This is a genomic window from Herminiimonas contaminans (genome assembly GCF_015645465.1).
Taxonomy (GTDB): Bacteria; Pseudomonadota; Gammaproteobacteria; order Burkholderiales; family Burkholderiaceae_D; genus Oxalicibacterium; species Oxalicibacterium contaminans.
Genome location: NZ_JADOEL010000002.1, coordinates 432,805 through 456,639, shown reverse-complemented (window position 1 = coordinate 456,639; position 23,835 = coordinate 432,805). Strand labels below are relative to the sequence as shown.

Annotated in this window: 27 protein-coding genes; 19 read left to right on the top strand and 8 right to left on the bottom strand. The window is 53.3% G+C overall.

Annotated elements, in window-relative coordinates; translation table 11 throughout:
- The coding region (locus IXC47_RS04445) for an IS3 family transposase (protein ID WP_195874814.1) at positions 1 to 109 on the top strand (109 nt) is incomplete at its 5' end.
- 237 nt (positions 110 to 346) lie between these two features.
- The gene (locus IXC47_RS04440; protein ID WP_195874813.1) at positions 347 to 1,315 is read left to right on the top strand and encodes a hypothetical protein; all 969 of its coding nucleotides are present in this window, start codon (positions 347 to 349) and stop codon (positions 1,313 to 1,315) included.
- Between the two features lie 410 nt (positions 1,316 to 1,725).
- Here the strand turns inward: IXC47_RS04440 and IXC47_RS04435 are convergent, their stop codons facing one another.
- Positions 1,726 to 2,178: a hypothetical protein gene (locus IXC47_RS04435; protein ID WP_124573517.1), complete on the bottom strand. Its 453-nt coding sequence runs from the start codon at positions 2,176 to 2,178 to the stop codon at positions 1,726 to 1,728.
- A 714-nt stretch (positions 2,179 to 2,892) separates the two neighbouring features.
- On the opposite strand from IXC47_RS04435, the gene IXC47_RS04430 reads away from it, so the two are divergent.
- Entirely contained in the window at positions 2,893 to 3,324 is a 432-nt protein-coding gene (locus tag IXC47_RS04430; RefSeq protein WP_195874812.1) for a hypothetical protein, read from the top strand.
- A gap of 71 nt (positions 3,325 to 3,395) precedes the next feature.
- Here the strand turns inward: IXC47_RS04430 and IXC47_RS04425 are convergent, their stop codons facing one another.
- On the bottom strand, positions 3,396 to 3,773 hold the full coding sequence (locus IXC47_RS04425) for a VOC family protein (RefSeq protein ID WP_195874811.1): 378 nt from the start codon (positions 3,771 to 3,773) through the stop codon (positions 3,396 to 3,398).
- A gap of 546 nt (positions 3,774 to 4,319) precedes the next feature.
- On the opposite strand from IXC47_RS04425, the gene IXC47_RS04420 reads away from it, so the two are divergent.
- Together IXC47_RS04420 and IXC47_RS04415 are read left to right on the top strand one after the other, a co-directional pair.
- Positions 4,320 to 5,495 (top strand): porin, encoded by a 1,176-nt coding sequence (locus tag IXC47_RS04420; RefSeq protein ID WP_195874810.1) that lies wholly within the window; start codon positions 4,320 to 4,322, stop codon positions 5,493 to 5,495.
- 271 nt (positions 5,496 to 5,766) lie between these two features.
- Positions 5,767 to 7,149, top strand: coding sequence for an MFS transporter (locus IXC47_RS04415; protein ID WP_195874809.1), 1,383 nt, complete (start codon positions 5,767 to 5,769; stop codon positions 7,147 to 7,149).
- 140 nt (positions 7,150 to 7,289) lie between these two features.
- Here IXC47_RS04415 and IXC47_RS04410 read toward each other — a convergent pair whose 3' ends face one another.
- Together IXC47_RS04410 and IXC47_RS04405 are read right to left on the bottom strand one after the other, a co-directional pair.
- On the bottom strand, positions 7,290 to 7,472 hold the full coding sequence (locus tag IXC47_RS04410) for a CsbD family protein (RefSeq protein WP_175625349.1): 183 nt from the start codon (positions 7,470 to 7,472) through the stop codon (positions 7,290 to 7,292).
- 63 nt (positions 7,473 to 7,535) lie between these two features.
- On the bottom strand, positions 7,536 to 7,739 hold the full coding sequence (locus tag IXC47_RS04405; protein WP_195874808.1) for a hypothetical protein: 204 nt from the start codon (positions 7,737 to 7,739) through the stop codon (positions 7,536 to 7,538).
- Positions 7,740 to 7,919: 180 nt separating this feature from the next.
- On the opposite strand from IXC47_RS04405, the gene IXC47_RS04400 reads away from it, so the two are divergent.
- From IXC47_RS04400 to IXC47_RS04385, 4 genes are all read left to right on the top strand, one after another.
- Positions 7,920 to 8,576 carry a helix-turn-helix domain-containing protein gene (locus tag IXC47_RS04400; protein WP_195874807.1) on the top strand — a complete coding sequence of 219 codons (657 nt, stop codon included), beginning with the start codon at positions 7,920 to 7,922 and terminating at the stop codon, positions 8,574 to 8,576.
- Between the two features lie 65 nt (positions 8,577 to 8,641).
- Entirely contained in the window at positions 8,642 to 9,403 is a 762-nt protein-coding gene (locus IXC47_RS04395; RefSeq protein WP_195874806.1) for a sulfite exporter TauE/SafE family protein, read from the top strand.
- Positions 9,404 to 9,830: 427 nt separating this feature from the next.
- On the top strand, positions 9,831 to 10,703 hold the full coding sequence (locus tag IXC47_RS04390) for a hypothetical protein (protein ID WP_195874805.1): 873 nt from the start codon (positions 9,831 to 9,833) through the stop codon (positions 10,701 to 10,703).
- An 88-nt stretch (positions 10,704 to 10,791) separates the two neighbouring features.
- Complete coding sequence (locus IXC47_RS04385) at positions 10,792 to 11,394, top strand: N-acetyltransferase (RefSeq protein WP_195874832.1); 603 nt, start codon at positions 10,792 to 10,794, stop codon at positions 11,392 to 11,394.
- Between the two features lie 9 nt (positions 11,395 to 11,403).
- Here IXC47_RS04385 and IXC47_RS04380 read toward each other — a convergent pair whose 3' ends face one another.
- Positions 11,404 to 12,615 carry an MFS transporter gene (locus IXC47_RS04380; RefSeq protein ID WP_195874804.1) on the bottom strand — a complete coding sequence of 404 codons (1,212 nt, stop codon included), beginning with the start codon at positions 12,613 to 12,615 and terminating at the stop codon, positions 11,404 to 11,406.
- Positions 12,616 to 12,719: 104 nt separating this feature from the next.
- Between IXC47_RS04380 and IXC47_RS04375 the strand changes: the two genes are divergently transcribed.
- The 8 genes from IXC47_RS04375 (at position 12,720) to IXC47_RS04340 (ending at position 19,652) form a co-directional block, all read left to right on the top strand.
- Positions 12,720 to 13,499 carry an AraC family transcriptional regulator gene (locus tag IXC47_RS04375; protein ID WP_195874803.1) on the top strand — a complete coding sequence of 260 codons (780 nt, stop codon included), beginning with the start codon at positions 12,720 to 12,722 and terminating at the stop codon, positions 13,497 to 13,499.
- A 157-nt stretch (positions 13,500 to 13,656) separates the two neighbouring features.
- Positions 13,657 to 14,352 carry a hypothetical protein gene (locus tag IXC47_RS04370; RefSeq protein ID WP_175625356.1) on the top strand — a complete coding sequence of 232 codons (696 nt, stop codon included), beginning with the start codon at positions 13,657 to 13,659 and terminating at the stop codon, positions 14,350 to 14,352.
- Positions 14,353 to 14,389: 37 nt separating this feature from the next.
- Positions 14,390 to 15,229 carry a class I SAM-dependent methyltransferase gene (locus IXC47_RS04365; protein WP_195874802.1) on the top strand — a complete coding sequence of 280 codons (840 nt, stop codon included), beginning with the start codon at positions 14,390 to 14,392 and terminating at the stop codon, positions 15,227 to 15,229.
- Positions 15,230 to 15,358: 129 nt separating this feature from the next.
- Entirely contained in the window at positions 15,359 to 16,000 is a 642-nt protein-coding gene (locus tag IXC47_RS04360; protein WP_195874801.1) for a TetR/AcrR family transcriptional regulator, read from the top strand.
- Positions 15,997 to 16,659, top strand: a complete 663-nt coding sequence (locus tag IXC47_RS04355) for a paraquat-inducible protein A (RefSeq protein ID WP_175625359.1) — start codon at positions 15,997 to 15,999, stop codon at positions 16,657 to 16,659. The genes IXC47_RS04360 and IXC47_RS04355 overlap by 4 nt, the downstream gene beginning before the upstream one ends.
- An 89-nt stretch (positions 16,660 to 16,748) precedes the next feature.
- Complete coding sequence (locus IXC47_RS04350) at positions 16,749 to 17,402, top strand: paraquat-inducible protein A (protein ID WP_230089399.1); 654 nt, start codon at positions 16,749 to 16,751, stop codon at positions 17,400 to 17,402.
- Positions 17,389 to 19,020 carry a PqiB family protein gene (locus tag IXC47_RS04345; RefSeq protein ID WP_195874799.1) on the top strand — a complete coding sequence of 544 codons (1,632 nt, stop codon included), beginning with the start codon at positions 17,389 to 17,391 and terminating at the stop codon, positions 19,018 to 19,020. Before IXC47_RS04350 ends, IXC47_RS04345 begins: the two co-directional genes overlap by 14 nt.
- Positions 19,017 to 19,652, top strand: a complete 636-nt coding sequence (locus tag IXC47_RS04340) for a PqiC family protein (RefSeq protein WP_175625362.1) — start codon at positions 19,017 to 19,019, stop codon at positions 19,650 to 19,652. Before IXC47_RS04345 ends, IXC47_RS04340 begins: the two co-directional genes overlap by 4 nt.
- A 1-nt stretch (position 19,653) precedes the next feature.
- Here IXC47_RS04340 and IXC47_RS04335 read toward each other — a convergent pair whose 3' ends face one another.
- A complete protein-coding gene (locus IXC47_RS04335) occupies positions 19,654 to 20,571 on the bottom strand; it encodes a LysR family transcriptional regulator (RefSeq protein WP_195874798.1) in 918 nt (305 codons plus the stop codon).
- A gap of 117 nt (positions 20,572 to 20,688) precedes the next feature.
- Between IXC47_RS04335 and IXC47_RS04330 the strand changes: the two genes are divergently transcribed.
- Positions 20,689 to 21,855 carry a mandelate racemase/muconate lactonizing enzyme family protein gene (locus tag IXC47_RS04330; protein ID WP_175625364.1) on the top strand — a complete coding sequence of 389 codons (1,167 nt, stop codon included), beginning with the start codon at positions 20,689 to 20,691 and terminating at the stop codon, positions 21,853 to 21,855.
- Between the two features lie 250 nt (positions 21,856 to 22,105).
- Here IXC47_RS04330 and IXC47_RS04325 read toward each other — a convergent pair whose 3' ends face one another.
- Positions 22,106 to 22,492: a hypothetical protein gene (locus IXC47_RS04325; RefSeq protein ID WP_230089380.1), complete on the bottom strand. Its 387-nt coding sequence runs from the start codon at positions 22,490 to 22,492 to the stop codon at positions 22,106 to 22,108.
- Between the two features lie 99 nt (positions 22,493 to 22,591).
- Entirely contained in the window at positions 22,592 to 22,942 is a 351-nt protein-coding gene (locus tag IXC47_RS04320; RefSeq protein ID WP_175625366.1) for a hypothetical protein, read from the bottom strand.
- Positions 22,943 to 23,317: 375 nt separating this feature from the next.
- Between IXC47_RS04320 and IXC47_RS04315 the strand changes: the two genes are divergently transcribed.
- Complete coding sequence (locus tag IXC47_RS04315; protein WP_175625367.1) at positions 23,318 to 23,767, top strand: response regulator; 450 nt, start codon at positions 23,318 to 23,320, stop codon at positions 23,765 to 23,767.
- Positions 23,768 to 23,835: the final 68 nt, after the last annotated feature.

Below are 23,835 nucleotides of genomic sequence, written 5' to 3'. Positions count from 1 at the left end.
TGATTACATCGAGATGTTCTACAACGTCAAACGACGTCATAATCATGCTGACCGGCTTTCGCCCGTCAACTATGAAAAGCAGTACTTCGAGAGGCTTGCGAGTGTCTAAGAAACTCGGGGCGATTCAGGATATCCCATAATTCAATCGTTAGAGTCAATGCCATTCTCAAACATCATCCGCGCAGATAGCTCTAGGAAACGGGTAGCTGAGTCCAGTTTTGCATTTTTAGACCGATCTGCGCGACCAGAGATGGCTGCAGTCAGGGCGTGCCTCAGCAACGCGATACGCAACTATCCCCTTGACGACCAAGGGGATCTTATCGCCCGTATTACCTCTGGAAATGAAGTGAATTTCCGCTCCGCCTCATTTGAGCTGTTGCTGCACGAGACGCTGCATCGTTGCGGGTTCTCAATGTCTGTACATCCAGATCCGGGAACTGGAACTGCAAGACGACCGGATTTTTTAGTGACTTCGCCGGATGGGGGTAATTTTTTATTAGAGGCCGTTTTAGCGGGTACGCGTGATGGTAGTGACGCTGCAGCTGAGGCCATGAAAGATACAACCATCGATTTACTGGATGGTGCACCCCATGCTTTGTTCACCGTAGATGTTCAGCATGAAGGTAATCCTACAACCCAACCAAGTGCCCGCACACTCATTCGTGTTACGCATGAATGGTTGAATTCGTTAGACGCGAATGCCCTAGCAGATCGATTGTCGCAATTAGGTCTTGACGCTATGCCATCGATGACTTGGCGCCATGAGGCGTGGGAGGTCACCCTTAGAGCGCTTCCGGTGTCGCCCGAACGACGTGGAACAACAACGAGGTTAGTTGGAGCTATGCGCATGGGACTTCGATGGATTAATGCGTGGGAGCCACTTCGAGCTGCGGTTAGCTCTAAGGCTAATCGATATGGTGATATTACGATGCCATTAGTGATCGCCATAAATTCCGATTCATTCGACCTAGATCCGATCGACGAGGTACAAGCACTTTTCGGTGAAGAGCAATGGGTAGAGAACTTGGACTATCCAGAGCGGAGTGGCTCCCGTAGGGTTCCAAATGGAGCGTGGCAAGGGCCGCATGGCCCTCAAAATAAAAGATCTTCCGCAGTATGGATATTCAACGATCTTACGCCTTACTCTCTTGCTTCTCGTCGGTCGACAATATATCTAAATCCATCCGCTAACATACCTTTGCTAAATTGCTTTGACATGTTTCCTACCCGGTACATTGAGGGAACACGTTTAATCGATACGGATGGGAGGTCGTTACGCGAAATATTCGATTTGCCTGAAAATTGGCCGGAATAAAGATGATTAGGCAGCTATCACTTTAATTTGAGCCGAAAATTCGCAACATCGATGGCGGAAATATGAATTTCAGATGCACTGAACTCGATTACAGAAAGAGTTGTAATCAGAAATAATTTAACAAAAAAATGTGAGACACCCCTCGATAATCATGTGGGGAAGTATTCCCCCCGTGGGGTACCCCTTCCAGCCACCTATCGGTAGACCACCCCATTATCCCCAAGCCACCCGAAGGCTTCACTAAAGACACCTTCAGCAAGCATCAGGTCGTGGGCGTCTCGGACATCAAACGGTCTCCCGTAGTGCTTCTCGAATAGAGGAGGGAAGGTGGTCGCGAAGGTGTCTCGAGTACAGCCGTGAGCGACTAGTTCTGTGAGAATCAAGGAGGAATCGGCAAGAGGAACACTCACCTATTTACGCGCCTCAGCGCTAGTGACATCTGCCATTAAACCGGCAGTCGTCAGATCAATTCTGACTTCATAACTACGAGTAAGCTTCGCGTCCACCTCGACCTTTTTCTCGCCGTACTTCAGTTCGGATGGTCGGAACTGTTCAGAGCCTCGCGTCATCGTCGTCAAGCTAAATACATGCAAATCAGGACTCATCCAGAGTCGTACCGCCTCACCAGCATGAAGGCTAGCTAGGGGTTCTCCGTTTACCCACACGTTCAGCGACCCGAGTACGCCTTGGATTGCTGCATCTTCACGAATGAAGACAATTCCTACCGTCCCCGGTTTCTCTTGCAGCAACGCTGGCTTCATTACACGATTGTAAGGAACACCTTTCGCATCGTTGACTGCAAGTTGCTTTGAAGCGCATCCGGTCAATGCCAAGACTAGTGTGGCGATTAAGAATCTTTTCATTTGTCAGCCCGTATAAAAATCAAAATTGTAATGCTTTCCATTTGGAAATAATAATGAATAGTTAATACGGACAAGCAGCCGCTCATTTGTTTGCGACCTCAGTGCTCATCGTTCTTCTGATTCACCGCTTGAGCAGCCACACCAAGGTAAGCATTCCAATCCATGCCGTAAGTATGATTAGAAATGCTGCACCGATTGGATGTTGGTCTAAGGTGACCACTAGTTTGCCTATTACTTCAAAAATGTCAGTAAGATTGAGCGACATCACTTCTCCAATAAAGAACCCACCGGCACCTGCAAATGGATCAAGCAGATGCGCCCTCACACACTGGCAGTCTTCAACACGGCTACCCCGGTATGTGCACTTTTATATTTTGCGGGAACGCTTAGGTCGGTTTCCCGACTGTTTTCCGGTTTTGCACTCGTACTGCAAGAAGGTTACCGAAGTTGGAGTCCAATTTCTTTGTGAAGTATTTCATAAGTTCTTTTGGGTATAGCCTAAAAACATGCGTCTAGATTTTCTTGCTTTCACACTCATGTGTTCATGGCAATGAGTCGTTATTCCAAGGGAATTCTGGCTATATTCGTAGTCTTTTACTAATTATTAGTTTCCCGGCATACTACGACCAACTTTCTCAACGGCAATAAATTAATATGTCATCGCAAAATCTAGGAAATTCAAATTCAGCGAGTTCAGCAGACCTTGTTTACTCCATGTCTTGGACCGCATATATACGTCCAATTACTGTGCTGTTAATAGCGTTACTTATCGCTACAGCCCTATATTCGTATCAGCAGTATCTTGTCGCGGGCGTCATCGCAGTCTTTTTTTTGATACTTACGATTTATCAAATTTTTTCAATCAGAAGTGTGAGTCTTTACGCGGATGAAGAGGGCGTATGGGTATACAGCGGAATCTTGCCTTGGTCTAAAGGAACTTCCGGAGTGAAATGGCGGGATGTGGATGAAGCAGTATTCTTTACAGGTTTTTGGAGTTGGTTGTTACGCTCGTATACCATTCGCGTGGGGCATAGGTTTACGAAGGATAGCGAAATTGTACTTCCCCACATTGCACACGGAAAAGATGCGGTCCAACGTATTAATGAGCTTCATCGAACCGCTATCGCAAATGGGAACAATTTATAAGGGATGGCATTTAACGATATCCATGGCTCACTCAAATTGAATGGTGACGCTCTATACTTTTGAGTCACCAACTACCCCGAAACGATGCTAAGAATATTGCCATCCGGATCCCTGAACCAGGCGACCTTCATGTCGCCGCCCGCATGAATATCACCTTCAAGTGTCAGGCCGGGTAAATCGTAATGCTCAAAGATGACACCCTTGTCTTTCAATGTACGTGCAATGGTGTCAATCTCATCGCCGACATCCCACATCAGCGTCGTCGCCTTGTTGCTGCCGGCATACTGCGACCGGTATATATTGATTTTGGTACTGCCGCTACGATAGGTAATGACCTCACCGCCTTCAACTGATTCCTTCTGCAGGCCAAGCGTGGATTCGTAAAATTCCGCTGCGACCTGTATATCCTTGACTGCGATCATAGTGATCGCTTCCTTGCTTTTAAGCATGTCAGCCTCCATAAGTTTCGTTTGCCGACGAGAAATCAATATGGGCTTGGTCGGCAGAACGAATCATTCACAAACGAATGAGTATTCCCATCCATGCACTTGTGTGACGCATTTCGATGCGCAACTGCGGAGGACGAAGCGTCAACATTATTAACGACAGCCAGGGTTACAGTTGGTTCCGTATGCTTATATTGAGTCAATTAACGAGGTAGCTGCCATAGGCACGCAGGTCTCTTCGAAGCAAGGTAGCTTTAAGATAGCTCCCATTCCATCAATGCACATTAATGTGGCATACCACCTAATGTGCCTCCACTTCTTTCACCAGTTTTGTGAAAGATCCGCGTTTTAACCATGAATACCGGTTGGCACGGTAACTGCTATGTCAGTTCTGTAGGCGAGTACTCGCCTATTCTTTTTCTTATAAAGGTGGTGTACCACATTATATGAAGTGTGGATTCCGGATGCCTTACTAATAAAGGGTGCAAATGACTATAAGAGCCAACCAGAGTGTAGCAATCAGTTTGTCTATCTAAAAAGGAACTAACAATGAAACAAATAAAACATGCTGCCGTCGGCAGCGTGCTGGGCCTGCTCGCGTGTGCGTTTTCTGCACAGGCACTTGCGCAGACCAGCGTACAGGTCAGCGGCATGCTCGATGTATATGCGGGATCCATCAAACGCAGTGGTGATGCGGCCGCCACATCGGTGGTGAATAGTGGTGGCCTGCAAACTTCTTGGTGGGGCTTCAAGGGGACGGAAGAGCTGGGCAATGGGCTGAAGGCGCACTTTGCACTGACCGGCTTTATGCGTCCTGACGTCGGCGCGATGGGGCGCTTCGGCACGGACACCATGTTCTCCCGCGATGCCAACGTAGGACTGTCGGGTTCTTTCGGTACGGTGTCGCTGGGTCGCGATCTGGCGCCTAACTTCGTGCCGTCGCTGACATTCAACCCGTTCGGTTCTTCGTTCCAGTTTTCGCCTTTAGGTTTGCATACGCAAACATCGTCCAGCCGTTATGCCGGGCGGGCATGGTCTGCCACCGTTGCAGGTGACACGGCGTGGAGCAATGAGATCATGTACGTCACGCCTAAATTGGGTGGTTTTACGACCAGTCTGTTCCTGCAGCTAGGTGAGCAAGCCGGTGATTCGAGCAAGAATAACTATGGTGCCAATACCATGTATGCAAATGGCCCGCTTTCGTTCGGTGCTTACTTCCAGTCCGTGAAGTTGGGTAATCCGGTTGATACGACGGTGGGGCCTTCGCAAGTGTTTTCATTCACGCCGTATAACCGGGTAACCGGTGCGACTTATACCTTGGGCGCGTCGAAGAACGATACCTGGTTTGTCGGTGGTGCTTATGACATGCAGTTCATCAAGCTGTACGGTACTTTGAATTACTCAACTACCAATTTGTTGAATGCCGCAGACGCTGCGCGTTACGACCTGAAGTCAAACACAGTGCAACTCGGTGCCAGCATGCCGGTGGGACAGGGCTCTGTGTTGCTGTCGTGGGCCAGGACCAATGTCAAAGCAACGGGTGATTTCAGTGGAGTACTGGGCGGCACGGACGTGACCTCGTCGATAGTGCGTAATACTGTTTCGCTCGGTTATGACTACTTCTTCTCCAAGCGCACCGATGTGTATAGCATCGTCAGCTATGACAAGCTGAGCGAGCAATCGAGCGGTGTCAGTGCCGGTGTGGGTATCCGCCAGCGTTTTTGATGCTGCATGTGCGGGCATCCCGCACATGACGAGGTAAATAAAAAGAGGACTATTTACGTAGTCCTCTTTTTTTGTTTGCAGCTGTCGCGCATTAAAGTTTGCCGCGTATTTCCCATCTGCAATTTGCTATAAAAAATAAAAAAACACATTGAATGTCACTAGAATTCATGTAATATATCAGTTCAGTGCGACACGATACGTGCTTAGACACTACGCATAATAAATAGAACAGAACAATCGAATCGCCACGGCGGTTCAACAGGAGACAAAGATGGATGTACATACCGGGGTAACCCTCCGCGCCAACGTGGCTGCGCGTCTTGAGCGTTTGCCCATGACCCGTTACCAGCGTTCCCTATTCGGCATTATCGCCACCGCCTGGTTCTTTGATTCGATGGATCTGGGCATTATGACTTTTGTGCTCGGGTCTATCAAAGCTGAATTTGCGCTGACCACTACCCAGGCCGGTTTGCTGGCCAGTTCCAGTTTCCTCGGCATGTTCCTTGGTGCTGCTATTGCCGGGATGCTGGCAGATAAGTTTGGACGCAAGCCTGTTTTCCAGTGGAGCATGATTTTCTGGGGCGTCGGCAGCCTGGCTTGCGGCTTCGCTACGGATGTGACCTGGCTGATGATATTCCGCGTGATCCTGGGCTTCGGCATGGGGATGGAATTTCCGATCGGCTTATCGATGGTGTCGGAAATCGTACCTGCGAAGAGTCGCGGCAAATATGTCGCTATCCTGGAAGGCTTCTGGCCGCTCGGCTTTATCGCTGCCGGTATCCTCGCTTACCTGACACTGCCTTTGATAGGCTGGCGCGGTATTTTCATCGCCTTGTCTATACCTGCAGTCTTTGTATTCATCGTGCGTCGCTACGTGCCTGAATCGCCACGCTGGCTGGAAGAGGTCGGTCGTGATGCAGAAGCCGACATGGTAACGACCAAGATAGAAAAGAATGTGATCAAGGCCAATGGCGGCAAACCTTTGCCTACGCCTGCACCGGCCATCAATGAAGCACCACGCAAGCAGGACAAGCGCGCCTTGTTTGCCGAACTGTGGCATGGCGTGTATGCGAAACGTACGATGATGCTGTGGGCCTTGTGGTTCTTTGCCTTGCTCGGCTACTACGGCCTGACGACCTGGCTTGGTGCCTTGTTGCAGCAAGCTGGTTATGAAGTCACCAAGTCCGTGATGTACACCGTTTATATCTCGCTGGCAGGTATCCCCGGCTTTATCTTCTCTGCCTGGTTGCTGGAGAAGTGGGGACGCAAACCGACTTGCGTGTTGATGCTGATAGGTAGTGCATGTGCTGCTTATGTATATGGTCAGGTGGCGACCGCACAAGCACCGGTCGCGCAATTGATAGGTGCCGGTCTGTGCATGCAGTTCTTCCTGTTTGGTATGTGGTCGGTGCTGTATGCCTATACGCCGGAACTGTATCCGACTCGTTCACGTGCTACCGGTTCTGGCTTTGCTTCGTCGGTCGGACGCCTGGGTTCCTTGCTCGGCCCGTTCGCAGTGGGTGTGATCCTGCCTATGACCGGACATACAGGTGTGTTCACCCTGGGTGCGATTTCCTTCGGTATTGCCGCACTGGTGGTGATTGTGATGGGAACGGAAACCAAAGGTCGTTCGCTGGAGGAAGTGTCAGGTTGATGTTGTGATCGGATGGAGCCGTGTGGATCGGTTCCATCTGCTTGTTGTGTGCTCTTCGTGTGCAGTACCTTTGATGGTGTTCAGTGTGAACTGAACACCATTTTTTTATTTGGCAGGCGGATTAAACCAGGGCGCCATTTTTAGTATTGCTTTTCTCTTTTAATACTGCTTTTCATATCGCCATAGCTTTCCTGCACTTTGCCAGCGTGCTTTTCCAGCTTGCCTTTTTCTTCCAGGGTTTTATTGCCGATGATCTTGCCTGTCATTTCCTTGATAGCACCTTCGGCTTGTTTCAGATTGCCTTTAACTTGATCTTTGTTCATAGCAGTAACTCCTTGAGGTGAAGCGGGACGAGGGGATGCAGCTTGCCTGGCCCCTGGAATTGTCTAGCCGCCGTGGAAGCCTTTTAGTATGTCTTGCTTGGGCTTGTTCGGATCTATGGTTGAATCGTTAGTGCGCTCCGGGTTATCCAGCTTGTCGCTTTCCTCCGCGTTCTTGCGCAGCCGCACCTGTGCATCAGGTGGCGGAGTGGGTGTGGCATTGTTGAGATCGGATTGCTTCTCTTGCTCGAGCATGTCTGTCTTGGACATTCCATCCTCCTGTAGGAAACGGAGGTTTTATCTTAGGTAAGCATGGCTCGCGGGTTAATCAGACATACACTTAAACTCGTGTGGGAATTGCGGAATTGCGTGCGCGGAATATTTTTTCGTGTGCAACAATGCAGAATTGAAATCCGAAAATGTTCTGCTCAATTTTTTCTGGTGGATCTTATGCACAGGCGTGAATACTGGACTTACTGGAGTGATGGCGGCGTGAGCGCTGCCGAGTATGGCTTGTGGACAGGGGATGCGGCGCCGGCTTTGGGTACGCATTTTCATGATGAAGGGCAATTGACGCTGGTGCTGTCTGGTAGCCGGAAGTTTGAATTGCATGGAGAAGTCATGCATGTGAAAGCGGGGCAGTGTCTATACGTACCGGCGGGTGTGCCGCATCGCAGCTTGCCCCATGTCGCTGCAGGTACGCAGTGCCTGAATATTTATTACACGCCGGAATATGCACAGCAATTTCCGGCATTGATGCAGATAGCGTCGGTGCTGGCGACGCAACAAGGTGCGACACAAGTCGTACGTTCTGTTGCCTGCACGGAAGAGCTCCGCCACAGCATATTGTCTATCGCCGACATTGCCGCTTCCAGCGGTTTGAGCCGTGAAGCTTACAGCCGAAAATTCGTACGCGACGTCGGCATGTCGCCACATGCTTATCGCATCGTTGCGCGCCTGAATGCAGCGCGCAGGCGGTTGCGTGATGGTGCTGGCGTGGCGGAGACTGCGGCTGATTGCGGATTTGCAGACCAGAGTCATTTCGGTCGCCATTTCTTCCGCGCATTTGGCGTCACGCCTGCTGCTTACCGCAATCGCATGCGCTAGTCACAAACGTTCTAGATCATCCGTCCTACTATCGTTAGCCTGTCCTGATACAGGAAAGGTTGGCCATGGATGCGATGATTATTTTTCTTCTGTTTATCTCCGGTATTGCGGGCGGCATTATCAATGCATTGGCTGGTGGTGCCACACTGATTACTTTCCCGGTGATGCTGGCCGCCGGTCTCACACCTGTGATTGCGAATGCGTCGAATGCGGTGGCGGTTGCACCGGGACATTTGATCGCGGCGTTTGCTGATCGCGAGAAATTACCGACACCGGATAAATATCTGCTCATCTCTTTGTCGCTGTGTGTGACGGGCGGTGTGCTCGGCGCATTACTTTTGCTGATGCTGCCTGATCGTTGGTTTGTGTTGCCGGTGCCGGCGCTGATCGCATTTGCGACTTTATTGTTTGCGTTTGCACCCGCTATCAGTAGCTGGGCCAAGCGACGACGTGCTGGTACGGAAGCTGGCCAGCGGCGTGGACTGGCTGTGTTGGGCGCGGCTTCTATCTATGGCGGTTTCTTCGGTGCAGGCCTGGGCGTGATACTGACGGCAGTACTGTCTTTGCAAGAGCCTGACGATATACGCAAGGTCAAGGTATTGAAGAATTTGCTGGCCACTGCAGTGAGTCTGGCGGCCGTCACTATCTTCATCATGCAGGATGCAGTGCAATGGCCTGAGACTTTGGTCATGCTGACAGGTGCCTTGCTGGGAGGATATTTAGGCGGGTTATTGGTGCGAGTACTGCCTGCTTACATCGTGCGCTGGTTTGTGATTGTGGCCGGGATAGTGATGAGCATAGTGTACGCACAACGGTACTGGTTGTGATGGCATGGACAATCTGGCAAGGGGCCGCGGTTTGACCCTTGCTGGCAGATGGCCTAAACTTACGTCTATGTCTTTTCACCTTACTTCCGTGAGCAACGTTGCAACAGAACAGTCTTTGATGACCGTTCTGTTTTCGCACGCGCTCAGGTTCCTGGGCGCAGAGCACGTCCTCCAGCCGGCAGCAGATTCCTAAGCCCGGCGATATTTCCTTTTTCTCATTTGCGCATCATCTATCGCCGGGCTTAAGCCAGGCGCGATAGCGGCCGTCCCGTATCCGGGCGCAGGCCGCGCTTTGGGATCACCTCATGTCTTCAATTATTTGCGGCAAGCAGCGTCTTGCCGGGTTTCAGTACGACCACATTACGGATATGCATGCTTGCCAGCTTGCTGACACCGAACGCATTTCCTTTTCTACCGGGCGGGATATATGGACCTGACCAAAAATTTCGTCAAGAACAAGCGTCCGTGCGCGGATGGTTTTCGCTGGTTCCTGCGCAACCATGCCGACGGTAGTGATTACCAGCCACTGTTGAATGCACTGGTCGATGCAGGTCGGGTAGATGATGCGTGCTGGTTGCTGACGCAGTTCGGCCCTACCGATGAAGTGCTGAAGGTTGACGCTATTGATGCCGAAGCGATGGTGTTTGCTGGCACGCTGGAAGTGCAGGGCAATATAGAAGTCGCGTCCGTGTTGCGTGCTGGCCGTTCGATACGTGCAGGCGGTGGCATCCGTGCCGGCAAGGCCATCATTGCCGGCGAAGACGTGCAGGCCGGCGGCAGCATACGTTGCGACGGCACATTGGAAGCGGGCGGCGATATCAAGGTGGCGTGGGGCATAGAAGTCGAGGATGCGATCCGCAGCGGTGGTGATGTGCGCGCCGAATGGGAAGTGATCTGTGGTGCAAGCCTGACGCTGGATGGCAATTTGATGGTCGGCCAAGACCTGATTACCAAAGGCGTACTGCGTTGCCACAAGAATATACGGGTGGGTGGTGCGATGACTGCGCATGACAGCATCTGGGTGGGCAATGGCATTGCGGTTGGTGCCAGCATACTGTGCGACAGCCATCTGGAAGCAAACTGGGGCATCAAGGCAGGGCAGTCTATCGTGGCGCAGGGTTCGATCAAGGCTGGCGAGAGTTTGCAGGCGCAGGAAGAAATACGCGCCGGTGAAGGCTATGGCGTGTATGCCGGACTGGTGGTGCAGGTCGAAGCATGGGAAGCCAGTGCGCAAGTACATGCAAGCAGCAAGCCGCAACGGCTGATGAGCGGATGGTGGGGTGGGGCGTGCCTGGTTTGAGACCGGGACGGCATGTGTAAAAAAGTATCGCGTATAGAAATACCTGGGGGTGAGATTGAGCAGCTTGTTTGCTTCCTTTCCTTTATCGATGTGGGCCAGCGGTTTGCTGGAACTGCGCATCGATGTACAACTACCGCCATCCGAAGTCGAGAAAGAGCTGGATGCGATTAACCGTCGCCTGCATCGCCCCGGTGATGCCTTGTATGACTTGCCGACGCTGGATATCAATTTCCCGGGGCTGAAGTTTCGCTATCGGGTTGCTGACGGCGAACATTACATTTATGTCGAAGATGTGAAGCGCGTTTGTCTCGCCGGTTACACCATCTTCAATCGCCTGATAGAACTGAATCGGCGGCAGGATAAACATTTACGTGCCACGCATTCGAAGTACGCGCCGCCGTATCAGCGACGTGGCATCGCGACGGCAATTTATCGCTGGTGGCTGGATGGTGGCCATAGCCTGATCAGCGGTGCGCGACAGTCGTCCGGAGCGCATGCATTGTGGCGTTCGCTGGGCAAGCAATATGAGTTGGTCTATGTGGATTTGCGCGAGAAGAAGCTATGTTGCCTCGGATCTCGTGTCAGCAGTCGGGTGCGCGAAGATTTGCACACCCGTATGCTGTTGGTCGGTAGCGGGCAGGACTTGCACGATCTCGCAGAAAAAACCGGCATGACCATGCATGCCGATTAGTGGGCAGACTTAAGCGCGCTTGCCTATGTGCAGATTACGTCCGGCATATAGGCCGAACAAAGCCATCAGGAAAGCAGCGCTGGCGCTGATCAGTAGCGTTGAATGCCAGTTGCCTTGCGCATCATGGATACGGCCTATCAGTGTCGGCCCGATTGCTGCCAGTGTGTAGCCTATGCATTGCGCCATGCCGGACAGTGCCGCTGCCTGCAAGCTGCTGGTCGCACGCAGGCTGACGAAGGACAGGCCGAGGATCAGGGTCGCACCGGCACTGAAACCAAACACGCAAGTCCAGAGCACGGCCAGGCCGGGTGCAAACATCAGGCCGACGATGCTAATGACTGTCAACATGGACGCACCGAATGCAATCCCACGCTGATCCTTGAAGCGGCCGACCAGCGGCACGATCAGCAAGCCTGGTGTTGCCGCTGCGAGTTGCATCAGGCCGTGCAGGTTACCGGCCTCTGCTGCGGAATAACCGGCGTCAGTCAGCATGGCTGGCAACCAGGTCGTCATGATGTAGTAGACGAAGGAATTGAAGCCGAGGAAGAGACTGACCTGCCACGCCAGCGCCGAGTGCCATACTGGTGCTGACGGCGGTGGTGGTGTGGTGTTGCCGCTGACTTCAGTATGTCGCTTTAATTGCGGCAGCCAGATGACAGCACTGAGCAGGGGCAGGACGATTAACGCCACCATCGCAAAGCGCCAGCCATAGTCCGAGAGTCCTGCCAGAGGAATCGCAAAGACCGAACCGAGTGCCGAAGCCACACCCATGGTTAATACATAGATGGCGGTGAATTTGGTGATCTGGTCAGGGAAGCTGCGTTTTAGCAAACCGGGCAAGAGCACGTTGCCGATGGCGATACCGCTGCCTATGATCCATGTACCGAGATATAAAGCCCATGCCGTACCTGCCGAGCGCAACAGAATACCGGCCGCGATGGTCAGCAGGGCGGCAAGGAGTGAACGTTCAATACCGAATTTTTTCGCGACGGTAGAGCCGAACGGAGATACTGCTGCAAAAGCCAGCAGCGGCAAAGTAATCAGCAAACCAGCCGCACTTGAGCTCAGGCCGAGATCACTGCGTATGCCGTCGATCAGCGGCGCGACGCTGGTAAACGGCACGCGCAGGTTGGTGGCGATGAGCAGGATGCCAAACAGCAGCAGGGCCGGGCTGGCCAGTTGTGCTGTGGTGGGTGCTGAGGCTGTGGAATGCTGTTTCACGACGATATCTCGCTGAAAAATCACTGCCTCCAGCTTAATCTGCAACGGCTTTAAAGAATTTGTGGATAATGACAATTAATATCTAAAAACAGTCAAATTCCCGTATGGTCACTTTGCTGGGCTCCATAGATTACAACGCAGATCGCCTGTCACAGCCTGCGACCGCCTTGCGCATCGATACCGAAGGATCGGAATGTGAGTCGCCGGTTCATTTGCACCGCAAGGGACAATTGGTGGTGGCCTTGCATGGCGGCGTTACTTGCGAAGTGCCGGGTGGTTTGTGGATGGTGCCACCGCAATGCGGGGTCTGGATACCCGGTGGCATGCCGCACAGCAATCGCACCACGGCGAATGCGCGTTTATGTTTCCTGTTCGTCGAACCCGGTGCGGCGCAGTTGCCGACTGAGTGCGCGACACTGGCGTTGACGCCATTGATACGCGAAATGATTTTGCATCTGGCCGATACCTCGCAAGAGTATGCGCCGGACAGCCATACCGCGCGGCTAGTTGAAGTGCTGCTGAGTGAGCTGACCCTGATGCCGACCGAGCAATTGCATTTACCAGTTTCTGATCATGCGCGCCTGCGCCAGATTGCCAGTGCCCTGACCCAGCAGCCAGATGATCGCAGCACGGTGGCCGAGTGGGGTGAACGCTTCGCGATGAGCGAACGGACACTGGCGCGGCTGGTACTGCACGAAACAGGTATGACCTTTGGCCGCTGGCGGCGTCAATTACATTTGATCATTGCCCTGCAACGCCTGGCATCCGGCGCGACGGTGCAGCGTGTATCGGAAGACCTCGGCTATGACTCGGTCAGTGCATTCATCACGATGTTCAAGAAAGCATTAGGCAAGTCACCGGCGCGCTACTTCTCCGACAAATAAGCGTAGTTAGCACAGCATCCGTGCATAGCAAATCCGGAGTTGACGGGTGTATACCCCTTTGTTCAAAGATGATGGCGCTTTTATCCATAGTCACAATAGTGGCGCTGGCCACTGTGCATTCCACTGCCGGCTTATAACATCAGACAGGAGCACGGACGTGACGAGAATCAATCTGGATAATATAGCGGCACTACAAAACACCTTTACCCAGTATAGAAAAACACCGAGCACACAGTTCGCCGATGTCCTGGGTACAACGGCGAATAACAATGTGCAGATCGCGCAAAGCCTGTCGGCGGTAACACCGGTCGGCGCGACTAACTCTGCTAACTTCGCAACGGACTTGAGTAATGCATTGAAGGCATACGGTATCAATGTGCCGCCGGTCTTGCGTGTCACTGCAGGCGCGAATGGTTACGAGCTCAGCGGTGATCCGCGCAATACCCAGTTCAAAAAAATGCTGGCCGATCATCCATCACTCAGCAGTGGCTTTGATGGTGCGATCGGTTCCGCCACCATGGGGCGCGATGCCGCATTGAAGAGTGCAATGAATGCCTTCGCTGGCGATCACCCGTCCTCATCTGTGAAAAAATTCCTCAAGGATTTCGAAGATGCGCAGGATCCCAAAGCCCTCAGCGTCAAATTCGACGGCCAGGACCTCAAGGTCGAAGAATTGACGGACAAAGGCTGGGGGCCGGTCAAAACGGAAGAGTCCTTCATGGCGGCCTTGCTGGAAGCCTATGCCAAATATATGCTGACGCAGGGTGTCTCACTGGATAACGATAAAGATAAGAAGGAAGACGAACAGACTGTCGATAAGAAGGCGGAACAGCAGAGCGTAGCGACTAGCTAGCCAGCCTTTATCGGACTGAGCTTCGATCAAAAATGATATGCGTAAAGATTTACATGAAGCTAACCGACTCTCCTGGAATGCAGCAACGCGCGCGCACAATAGCCATAAGGGCGACCAGGCGCAGTTTTTCCGCAATGGTGGTTCTACCTTATTCCCTGAAGAGTTAGCACTGCTCGGCGAGGTGCACGGCCTCAAGGCCTTGCACCTGCAATGCAATGCCGGACAGGATACTTTGAGTATCGCCCGTCTGGGTGCGGATATCACCGGTGTAGACATCTCGGATGTAGCAATTGATTTCGCCACGCAGCTTGCTGCTGATGCCGGCATACCTGCACGCTTTGAGCGGGCTGATGTATTTGATTACCTGGCGCATGCCGCTGAATCAAGTGTCGACCTGGTCTTCAGTTCCTATGGCACCTTATGCTGGTTATCGGATTTAAATGCGTGGGCGCAGGGTATTGCACGCGTGTTGAAACCTGGAGGGCGCTTTGTGTTTATCGAATTCCATCCATATGCGATGGTCTTTGATCAAGACTGGACGATGTGCTACGACTACTTCAATACTGCGCCGCTGGCTGAGAGTGGGGTCAGTGATTATGTGGCGGAATCCGGTGATGGCCTGGCGGTGGGAGAGTATCAGGCAGGTGAGCAAGACTTTGTGAACCCGCATGCCAGCCATGAATTTACCTGGGGTGTGGGGCAGGTGACCACGGCCTTGAGCCAGGCTGGTTTATGCGTAGCACGGCTGGATGAGTACCCTTACGCCAATGGCTGGAAAGGTTTTGACGGCATGCAGGATAGTGGTGGACGGCGCATGGTGCCGCCAACCGGTATGCCGCGCATACCCTTGATGTATTCCATAGTCGCGCAGCGATAGCCCTGGTGCGCCTGGTCGACACCTGACAACAAGCATCTGTTATCCGAGTGCAGCGTAGCAAGAAAGTCATTATTTTGTGTAATGTAGTGTACATTACTGTTTAATCTGACTTTAGTACCCGCTGCCATCATGTCTGTTGTCGCATCCGAATCCAGCCGAGTTGCACCTACCCAGAAAGGGGAGGCACGTCGTCAGCGCCTGCTGGAAACGGCAGCGGATGCCTTCCTCGAATTCGGTTATGCCGATGTGTCGATGCAGGAGATCGTGCGTCAGGCCGGTGGTTCGGCTTCGACTGCCTACCAATTGTTTGGTAATAAGGAAGGCTTGCTGATTGCCGTCCTGCAGCGCGAGCTTGAGCAGTTGCGCAATCAGGTGTTCGCAGAAGAGGTGTTTGCATTACCGGTCGCGCAAGCGCTGGAAGCCATCGCGCAGCGCATGGTCGCGCATTCGGTGCAACAACGTTCGGTACAATTTTATCGACTGGTGATGGCCGAGTGCCATCGCCTGGAAAAGATGTCGGACTATCTCAGGCAGCAAGTCGCGATTCAGATCTATCATCCGCTGGAACGATGTTTGCGTGCTGCGTGTGCACGCGGCGAGTTGCAAATAGATGATCCTGAGCAGGCGGCGCGTATGCTGGGCAATCTGATTAATGGCATTGCACAGGAAGCGCGGCTGGAAGGCGGCTATGCCAACGGTCCGGCTGAACGCGACAGGCAGGCGTGCAGTTACAGCATCCATATGTTTTTACGGGCATACAGGTCTACATGAAAGAAGTGCGCGACATCATCGTGTGTGAAGGCTGCGACTCCGTGTACGCACGGGTGCCGCTGCGCGCACGCGAAGTCGCACGCTGCCCATGCTGTGGCACCGAGCTGGAGCGCGATACCGGCAGCCAGCAGCAACGCATCCTGCCGTTGACGGTCGCCAGCCTGATCATGTTCCTGATTGCGAATCTGTTTCCTATCGTGGAAATCGAACTGCGCGGCTTACGCAGCCAGACTACTTTGACTGGTGCCGTGATGGCATTGGCGGGTGAGGGTATGTCGCTGGTGGCGATGCTGGTGCTGGCGACGACTTTGTTATTCCCCTTGCTGCAATTGCTGATCCTGTTGTGGTTGCTCTTGCCTTTGCAAAAGCAGCATCGTGCCACCGGCTTCGCATGGCTGGTGCGCATCATGCAGTCACTGCGACCATGGGGCATGATCGAAGTCTTCTTGCTCGGCGTGCTGGTCGCGATCATCAAATTATCGAGCATGGCCACGGTCTTGCCGGGGCCAGCCTTGTGGGCCTTCATGGCGCTGACTGTTCTGCTGACGGTGGTCGTGTCCTTCGATCCGCGTGGCTTCTGGAATATGGTCGAAGGTGTGGAAGAGCGTGAGCAGAAGGAAGAGCAGAAGCAGGAACTCGGTGCGGGAGAGCTGCGATGAGCATGCAGACCCTGGATCTGGTTGTCCCTACCGATGGCAGTATTGCCAGTGGCGAGCAAGCGTGTGATCAAAAGCAGCGTGCTATCAATATGGGGCTGATCGCCTGCCACCATTGCGATACGGTGTGGGAGCAGGCAGAAGAAGGCGCGGCTTGCGGACGTTGTGGCGCCAAGCTGCGCACGCGCAAGGCTGACAGCCTGAACCGCACCTGGGCTTTCCTGATTGCGGCCTGCATGATGTATTTACCGGCGAACCTGCTGCCGGTCATGATTACCAAGACTTTATTCGGCTCGCAAAACGACACCATCATGAGTGGTGTGATTTATTTCTGGGTCAGCGGTGCCTATGGTCTGGCGGCGATCATCTTCGTGGCCAGTTTCCTGGTACCGCTATTCAAGCTGGCAGCCTTATTCATATTGGTGCTGATGGCACAGCGTCGCAGTAACTGGCGGCGCGGCGAACGGGCGCGGCTTTACCATGTGATCGAATTGATAGGGCGCTGGTCCATGCTGGACGTATTTGTCGTCGCCTTGCTGGCAGGGCTGGTGCGCATCCAGGGCTTTGCGGAAATTACCGCAGGCCTGGGCATCGCCGCCTTCGGTTCAGTTGTGGTGCTGACCATGCTGGCATCGCTCAGCTTTGATCCCAAGCTGACCTGGGACGGTGACGACGAGACACAAGAATCGTTGAATCAAGACCGGCTCGCTGAGTCGACAAGGAAAGCAGATCATGACAAACACTGAAGAACGAAAAGCACCCCCGGCTCCCCGCGTTGCGCGTCGCCGCGACTGGTTGCCCTCGCTGGTCTGGCTTATTCCCATCATTGCGGCACTGGTCGGCATCACGCTGGTGGTGCATATCCTGATGCAGCGTGGCCCTGAGATCGAGCTTAGTTTCAAGACGGCAGAAGGGCTGGAAGCGGGCAAGACGGCAGTGAAGTACAAGGATGTGCAGATAGGCATGGTCGAAAGTTTGCGCCTGTCGCGTGATCGCTCGCATGTGCGGGTGAAGGTGCAACTGAATAAGGATGCGTCAGCCTTCACCGCAAAAGATACGCGTTACTGGGTCGTGCGTCCGCGTCTCGATACTTCGGGGATTTCCGGACTTGGTACCTTGTTGTCAGGGGCTTACATCGGCGTCGACGCCGGTAGCGCAGAAGAAACCTCGGATGAATTTGTCGGCCTCGAAGCACCACCTATCGTCACGCGTGATGCATCGGGTCGTCAGTTCCTGCTGCATGCGAAGGATGTCGGTTCACTCGACGTGGGATCACCGGTTTACTTCCGTCGCGTGAAAGTAGGGCAGATTGCTGCCTATGAACTGGATGGTGATGGCAAGGGTGTCACCCTGCGTGTCTTCGTCAATGCACCGTATGAAAAATTCGTCGAAGCCAATACCCGCTTCTGGCATGCCAGCGGTATGGATATGCAAGTAAGCGCGAGTGGTCTGACGCTGCGCACACAGTCGCTGGCGACCATCCTGCTCGGTGGTATTGCCTTCGGTACGCCTGATCTGGGTACCGCTACCGAGAGCCCGCCAGCGCTGGAAAATACCGCTTTCGCGCTGGCCGACGATGAAGCTGCTGCGATGAAACAGAAAGACGGTTCGGCAGAAACCATGCTGCTGTTCTTCAATCAATCCTTGCGCGGTTTGTCACCGGGTGCACCAGTCGATTTCCGCGGTGTGGTGATCGGTGAGGTTAAATCGATAGGCGTTGAATTCGACCGTGACGAACGTGAATTCCGTATGCCTGTGTTGATCCAGATCTATCCGGATCGCTTGCGTCGTCCGGTACCGGGTGAAGGTAAGGAATCCTTGCAGGCGCAAAAGAAACGCCTGCAATTCCTGGTCAGCAAAGGTTTGCGCGCGCAACTACGTCCGGGCAATTTGCTGACCGGCCAGGTGTATGTGGCGCTGGACTTCTTCCCGAAAGTTCCGGCCGTCAAAGTTGATCCGAACAAGACGCCGTTTGAATTGCCGACTGTGCCGAACAGCCTGGATGAGTTGCAGGCGCAGATACAGGAAATCGCCAGCAAGCTGAACAAGGTACCGTTCGAGCAGATAGGCAAGGATTTGCGCACCTCGCTGGCAACACTGAACAAGACCCTGGTCAGTGCCGAAGAATTGACACGCACGTTGAATAACGACGTCTCGCCAGAGATCACAGCTGCGATGAAGGATGCGCGTAAAACGATCAATAGCGCAGAGCAGACATTGTCGCAGGACTCACCGCTGCAGCAGGATATGCGTGAAGCGATGCGTGAAATCACACGTGCGGCAGGTTCGGTGCGCGTGCTGACTGATTACCTGGAACGTCACCCTGAATCCTTGTTGCGCGGTAAACCGGAGGAGAAAAAATGAAGCAATTCCTGAAGCCATCGAGCTCGTTGGCAGTGATGAGCGTATTGGCGACAACCTTGCTGCTCAGTGCCTGCGGCAGCACATCGAATGCACGCTATTACACCCTGAGCGGACCAGCAGCAAATGCATTTGCACCTGTTGCGACAGCTCCGGTCTTCATCGAACTGGCACCGGTGGCGGTACCGGAACGACTGGCGCGGCCACAGATGGTGCTGACCAAGCCGGGTGGGCAGAGTGCAGAGCTGGAGTTGCTGGAACAGTACCGCTGGACCTCATCGTTTGAAAATGAAATGCGCGATGCACTCTCCGCCGGGATCACGAATCGCCTGGGTGCGGTCGATGTCAGCAAGAGCGGACGTAGCCAGGGGCAGGCCGTGTGGCGCGTCGCGGTACAGTTGCGCCAGTTCGATGCGATAGAAAATACGCGTGTAGACGCTGCTTTTAGCTGGACGGCTCGACGCAGCGATACCGGTGTGTATGCTGCTTGCCAGTGGTCGGGTAGCGAGCCAGTGGGAGCAGGTATGGATGCATTGGCGCAAGGTGCGCAACGCGTTACTGATAAGGCGGCGCAAATGATCGCGCGTCACCTGGCAGCACTGGCTGCTGATCCTGCCAGTCCTTGTCCGCGTTGATTCAGTCTGGCAGCGGCAGCGCTGCCAGCATGTCGATATGCTCAATCAGGAAGTCGATAAAGGCACGTGCCCGCGTGCTTTGATTGCGCCGGTTCGGGTAGTAGACAAACAAATCGGCTGACGGCAAGACGTAATCCGGCAGCACGATTTTCAGACGGCCACTCTTCACATATTTGGCCAGATCCCATTCCGAGCGGATCAGGATGCCATGTGCATCCAGCGCCCAGCCGAGCACGATGTCACCATCGTTGCTGGACAAGGCACTCTCTACCTTGATGACCTCATTGCGACCCTGGTGCGTGAAACGCCAGGTGGCGGCGGCTTCATCATTCTGCCTGTGCGTAATGCAGCGATGCTGGTGTAAATCAGCCAGCGTCTTTGGCGTGCCGTGGCGTTCCAGGTAAATCGGTGAGGCGCACAGGAAGCGCCGGTTCGACATTAGCTTGCGCGCGTTCAGGCGTGCATCGGGCAGGGTGCCGAAGCGTATCGCCAGGTCAAAACCGTTTTCGACCAGATCGATAGGCTTGTCGCTGACTTCAAACTGCACTTCCACTTGCGGATAACGCCGCACGAATTCGGATACCAGTGGCGCGATCGCGGTGCGACCAAATCCCAGCGTCGCATTCACACGCAACAAGCCGCGTGGTGTGCCGCCACCGGATGAGACGGCGTCTTCCATCTCTTTGATTTCAGTCAGTATTTTCGTCGCATAGCCGAGATAGATGTCGCCTTCACTGGTGAGGCTGATGCTGCGGGTAGTGCGATTCACCAGCCTGATGCCGAGCCGGGTTTCCAGTTGTGCCAGCCGCTTGGTCGCGGCCGGTGGCGTGATATCCAGCGCACGTGCGGCGGCCGACAGATTGCCGAGGCGGGCGATCAGGACAAAGAATTCCAGTTCAGACGTGATGTCAGTTTTCACTGTAAGTAAATAATTATGTGAATTTAAGTGAATTATAAACCGGTCTTCTGCGCATAAGCTAGGGCTCCCGTATTTGCTCGTATACACCTGCATACAGAGATATTTTTAGGAGCCGCCATGAAGATAGTTGAAATCCGCGAAAAGACCCTGCCCATCAGTTCGCCCATCCGTAATGCCTATATCGACTTCAGCAAGATGACGCTGAGTCTGGTGGCGGTGGTGACAGATGTCATCCGCGATGGCAAACCGGTCATCGGTTATGGCTTCAACTCCAACGGTCGTTATGGCCAGGGCATGCTGATGCGTGAACGTTTCATCCCGCGCCTGATGGAAGCCGATCCGGCGTCGCTGGTGAATGACGCTGGCGACAACCTCGATCCGCACAAGATCTGGAATACCCTATTCACCAATGAAAAACCGGGTGGCCATGGTGAGCGCTCGGTGGCGATCGGTACCATCGATATGGCGGTGTGGGATGCGGTAGCCAAAATCGAAGGCAAGCCTTTGTTCCAGTTGCTGGCGGATCGTTATGGCAATGGCCAGGCTGATCGCAAGATCTTCGTCTACGCTGCAGGTGGCTACTACTATCCGGGTCAGGATCACGGCAAGCTGAAGGACGAGATGCGCAGCTACATCGATCGTGGCTATACGGTGGTGAAGAAAAAGATAGGTGGCGCATCACTGGATGAAGACTTGCGTCGCATCGACTCTATCCTGAGCGTGCTGGGTGACGGCCAGAAGCTGGCGGTGGATGCGAATGGCCGCTTTGATCTGGATACCGCGATCAAATATGCGAAAGCACTCTCGCAATACGATTTGTTCTGGTACGAAGAAGCAGGTGATCCGCTGGACTTCGAGTTGCAGGCGACCTTGCGCAGCTACTACGATAAGCCGATGGCAACAGGTGAAAACCTGTTCTCGATGCAGGACGCACGCAACCTGATCCGTTACGGCGGCATGCGTCCGGATCGTGACTGGTTGCAGTTTGATTGTGCACTCAGCTATGGCCTGGTCGAATACCTGCGCACGCTGGACATGCTGCATGAGCATGGCTGGTCGCGCAAACGCTGCATTCCGCACGGTGGTCATCAGATGTCATTGAATATTGCTGCAGGCCTGGGTTTGGGCGGCAACGAATCGTATCCGGATTTGTTCCAGCCATACGGTGGTTTCCCGGATGGGGTGAAGGTGCAGAACGGTTACATCACCTTGCCGGATTTGCCGGGTATCGGTTTTGAAGGCAAGGCGGACCTGTATAGCGAAATGCAAAAGCTGACAGCGTAAGTATCGGGATGCTGGTTAGTGCTGGCGCCATCGGAGTATGATGGCGCATCGCAACCCCTTATCCGGAGCTGGATATCAAGCCCGACTTGCAAGACTTGCTGGCATCACTACAGGCGCACGGCCTGCTATGGGCATTGACCTTGATCGTCATGCTGGAAGAAGATGCGGCGATGCTGGCCTTTGTATTCAGCTAGTAGGAGATGGACGGCCATGTTGATGGCCGTTTTTTGTATGTCGGGTCAAGCCTGGCTTAATGCAGCTTGCTGCGCGCAACCTTGAGTTCCTGGAATTGCTTCACGGTTTCCAGTACCTGCGCCAGTTCATCTTCGGCATCTGACTGGATCAGCTCTATCTCATCGAAGTCCAGCGTATCGTCGATGACGACCATCTCGACCCGGAAGATATGCGGGTACTTATCGGTAATACCCTGCAGTAGCACATCCAGTTTTTTCTTTGGCCACACTTCGCGTATCCGTGCAGCGAGGAAGAGTCTGATGATAGTCAGGCCATTGTCTTCGCTTAGTTCCTGGATGGCGAGCGCCTCGCGTTGCAGCCATTCCGGGAACTGATCTGCCGTGACGAAATGCGGTACGGTTAAAACGGAGACATGAAAGTGTACGTTCAGCTTATCCATCATTTCCCCCTTGTCACATTACATCGGCGAGCCTGTGGCACGAGCGGCTAGTGCTTCCAGTTTATACGCGGGAAACAGATTTGTGGAGGGGATTTGCAACTGTTATTTTTTCAGGACAGCCAGCTTATCCATCACCAGCGTGACGTCTTCTTCAGTCGCCAGGCCTATGCGTGGCCAGTTCTGTAGTTTGTTGAGCTCGGTCGGGCGGCCGGTCAGCTTGCGGCACTCATCCAGCAAGGCGTTGAGTTTGGCAGGTGCGATGCCGTAGGACGACGAAATAGGCTGCACGTTGAAGGTAATTTCGGCCTGATTACCCGGTGCCAGTTCAGTGTGATAAATCGTGATCGTGCCGTTGCGTAAAAATCGTGCGCCGTTTTGGTTCTGCAGCGGGCGCGGCATGCCGAATTGCATCTTCAATGCGTTGAGTGCCTTGTTGTATACGGCGTTTTCCATCTTTATTCCAATTCTGTGTTTGTTGCAGTGATAGCGACATTGTATGCCTCGTGCCGGTATGGGTAGGTTTTTTCTGCATACGGGCTTTGTCGGAATCGCACTACATATGTGTATTGCAAGTTTCTGCCACTGACCTTGATTGCCCACTCTGGGCAGAATAATTCCAATGAAATTAATGCTTTATGGCAAATGCAAACATTTCAAAATTCGGCAGCAAACAGATATGTCAGCCTCACGCTTTGCTGTACCTTGGAAACATTTCCGATTTCTGATCGGTTTTCGTGTTTATGGAAGCGGATTTGTTAAACATTGTTTCTTGAATGGCTGCGCGGTACACGCATTTGTCGTTTTGAGTTGATAGGGGCCGGAGGGTGCATGAAGGATTTGCAGAAAATACATATTCTGTTGGCAGAGGATACGCATACGGATGCGGAAGCGACCTTGCACGCACTGAAAGAACTCGGCCTGATGGGCAATGTAACCTGGGTCAAAGACGGGCAGGAAGCACTGGATTATGTTTTTTGCACCGGTCCGTTTATTGATCGTAAAAGTGGTGATCCGACCTTGCTCATGCTGGATTTGAATATGCCCAAGGTCAACGGGCTGGATGTGCTGAAAATCCTCAAAACTACCGAGCAGACCAAGTACATTCCCATCATCATGCTGACTTCGAGTGCCGAAGAGCCTGATATTACTTACTGCTATGAGTATGGTGTGAATAGCTACATCGTTAAACCGGTCGCACCAAAGAAGTTTTCGGAAGAAGTGTCGCGCGCTGGTTTTTATTGGAATTTCCTGAACAGAAGTCCTGTGATGGCGACGTAGAGCGACCGCGCTGGCTACCTGAGCAGCGCGGAAACCGGATAGGTCGCATGACCTGGTCGTGGCAGGCA

Bases quoted from the DNA above. Each gene is read 5' to 3' on its own strand.
- IXC47_RS04435 (WP_124573517.1), bottom strand. From the start codon at position 2,178: ATGAAAAGATTCTTAATCGCCACACTAGTCTTGGCATTGACCGGATGC.
- IXC47_RS04430 (WP_195874812.1), top strand. From the start codon at position 2,893: ATGTCTTGGACCGCATATATACGTCCAATTACTGTGCTGTTAATAGCG.
- IXC47_RS04425 (WP_195874811.1), bottom strand. From the start codon at position 3,773: ATGCTTAAAAGCAAGGAAGCGATCACTATGATCGCAGTCAAGGATATA.
- IXC47_RS04420 (WP_195874810.1), top strand. From the start codon at position 4,320: ATGAAACAAATAAAACATGCTGCCGTCGGCAGCGTGCTGGGCCTGCTC.
- IXC47_RS04415 (WP_195874809.1), top strand. From the start codon at position 5,767: ATGGATGTACATACCGGGGTAACCCTCCGCGCCAACGTGGCTGCGCGT.
- IXC47_RS04410 (WP_175625349.1), bottom strand. From the start codon at position 7,472: ATGAACAAAGATCAAGTTAAAGGCAATCTGAAACAAGCCGAAGGTGCT.
- IXC47_RS04405 (WP_195874808.1), bottom strand. From the start codon at position 7,739: ATGTCCAAGACAGACATGCTCGAGCAAGAGAAGCAATCCGATCTCAAC.
- IXC47_RS04400 (WP_195874807.1), top strand. From the start codon at position 7,920: ATGCACAGGCGTGAATACTGGACTTACTGGAGTGATGGCGGCGTGAGC.
- IXC47_RS04395 (WP_195874806.1), top strand. From the start codon at position 8,642: ATGGATGCGATGATTATTTTTCTTCTGTTTATCTCCGGTATTGCGGGC.
- IXC47_RS04390 (WP_195874805.1), top strand. From the start codon at position 9,831: ATGGACCTGACCAAAAATTTCGTCAAGAACAAGCGTCCGTGCGCGGAT.
- IXC47_RS04385 (WP_195874832.1), top strand. From the start codon at position 10,792: ATGTGGGCCAGCGGTTTGCTGGAACTGCGCATCGATGTACAACTACCG.
- IXC47_RS04375 (WP_195874803.1), top strand. From the start codon at position 12,720: ATGGTCACTTTGCTGGGCTCCATAGATTACAACGCAGATCGCCTGTCA.
- IXC47_RS04365 (WP_195874802.1), top strand. From the start codon at position 14,390: ATGCGTAAAGATTTACATGAAGCTAACCGACTCTCCTGGAATGCAGCA.
- IXC47_RS04360 (WP_195874801.1), top strand. From the start codon at position 15,359: ATGTCTGTTGTCGCATCCGAATCCAGCCGAGTTGCACCTACCCAGAAA.
- IXC47_RS04355 (WP_175625359.1), top strand. From the start codon at position 15,997: ATGAAAGAAGTGCGCGACATCATCGTGTGTGAAGGCTGCGACTCCGTG.
- IXC47_RS04350 (WP_230089399.1), top strand. From the start codon at position 16,749: ATGGGGCTGATCGCCTGCCACCATTGCGATACGGTGTGGGAGCAGGCA.
- IXC47_RS04345 (WP_195874799.1), top strand. From the start codon at position 17,389: ATGACAAACACTGAAGAACGAAAAGCACCCCCGGCTCCCCGCGTTGCG.
- IXC47_RS04340 (WP_175625362.1), top strand. From the start codon at position 19,017: ATGAAGCAATTCCTGAAGCCATCGAGCTCGTTGGCAGTGATGAGCGTA.
- IXC47_RS04330 (WP_175625364.1), top strand. From the start codon at position 20,689: ATGAAGATAGTTGAAATCCGCGAAAAGACCCTGCCCATCAGTTCGCCC.
- IXC47_RS04325 (WP_230089380.1), bottom strand. From the start codon at position 22,492: ATGATGGATAAGCTGAACGTACACTTTCATGTCTCCGTTTTAACCGTA.
- IXC47_RS04320 (WP_175625366.1), bottom strand. From the start codon at position 22,942: ATGGAAAACGCCGTATACAACAAGGCACTCAACGCATTGAAGATGCAA.
- IXC47_RS04315 (WP_175625367.1), top strand. From the start codon at position 23,318: ATGAAGGATTTGCAGAAAATACATATTCTGTTGGCAGAGGATACGCAT.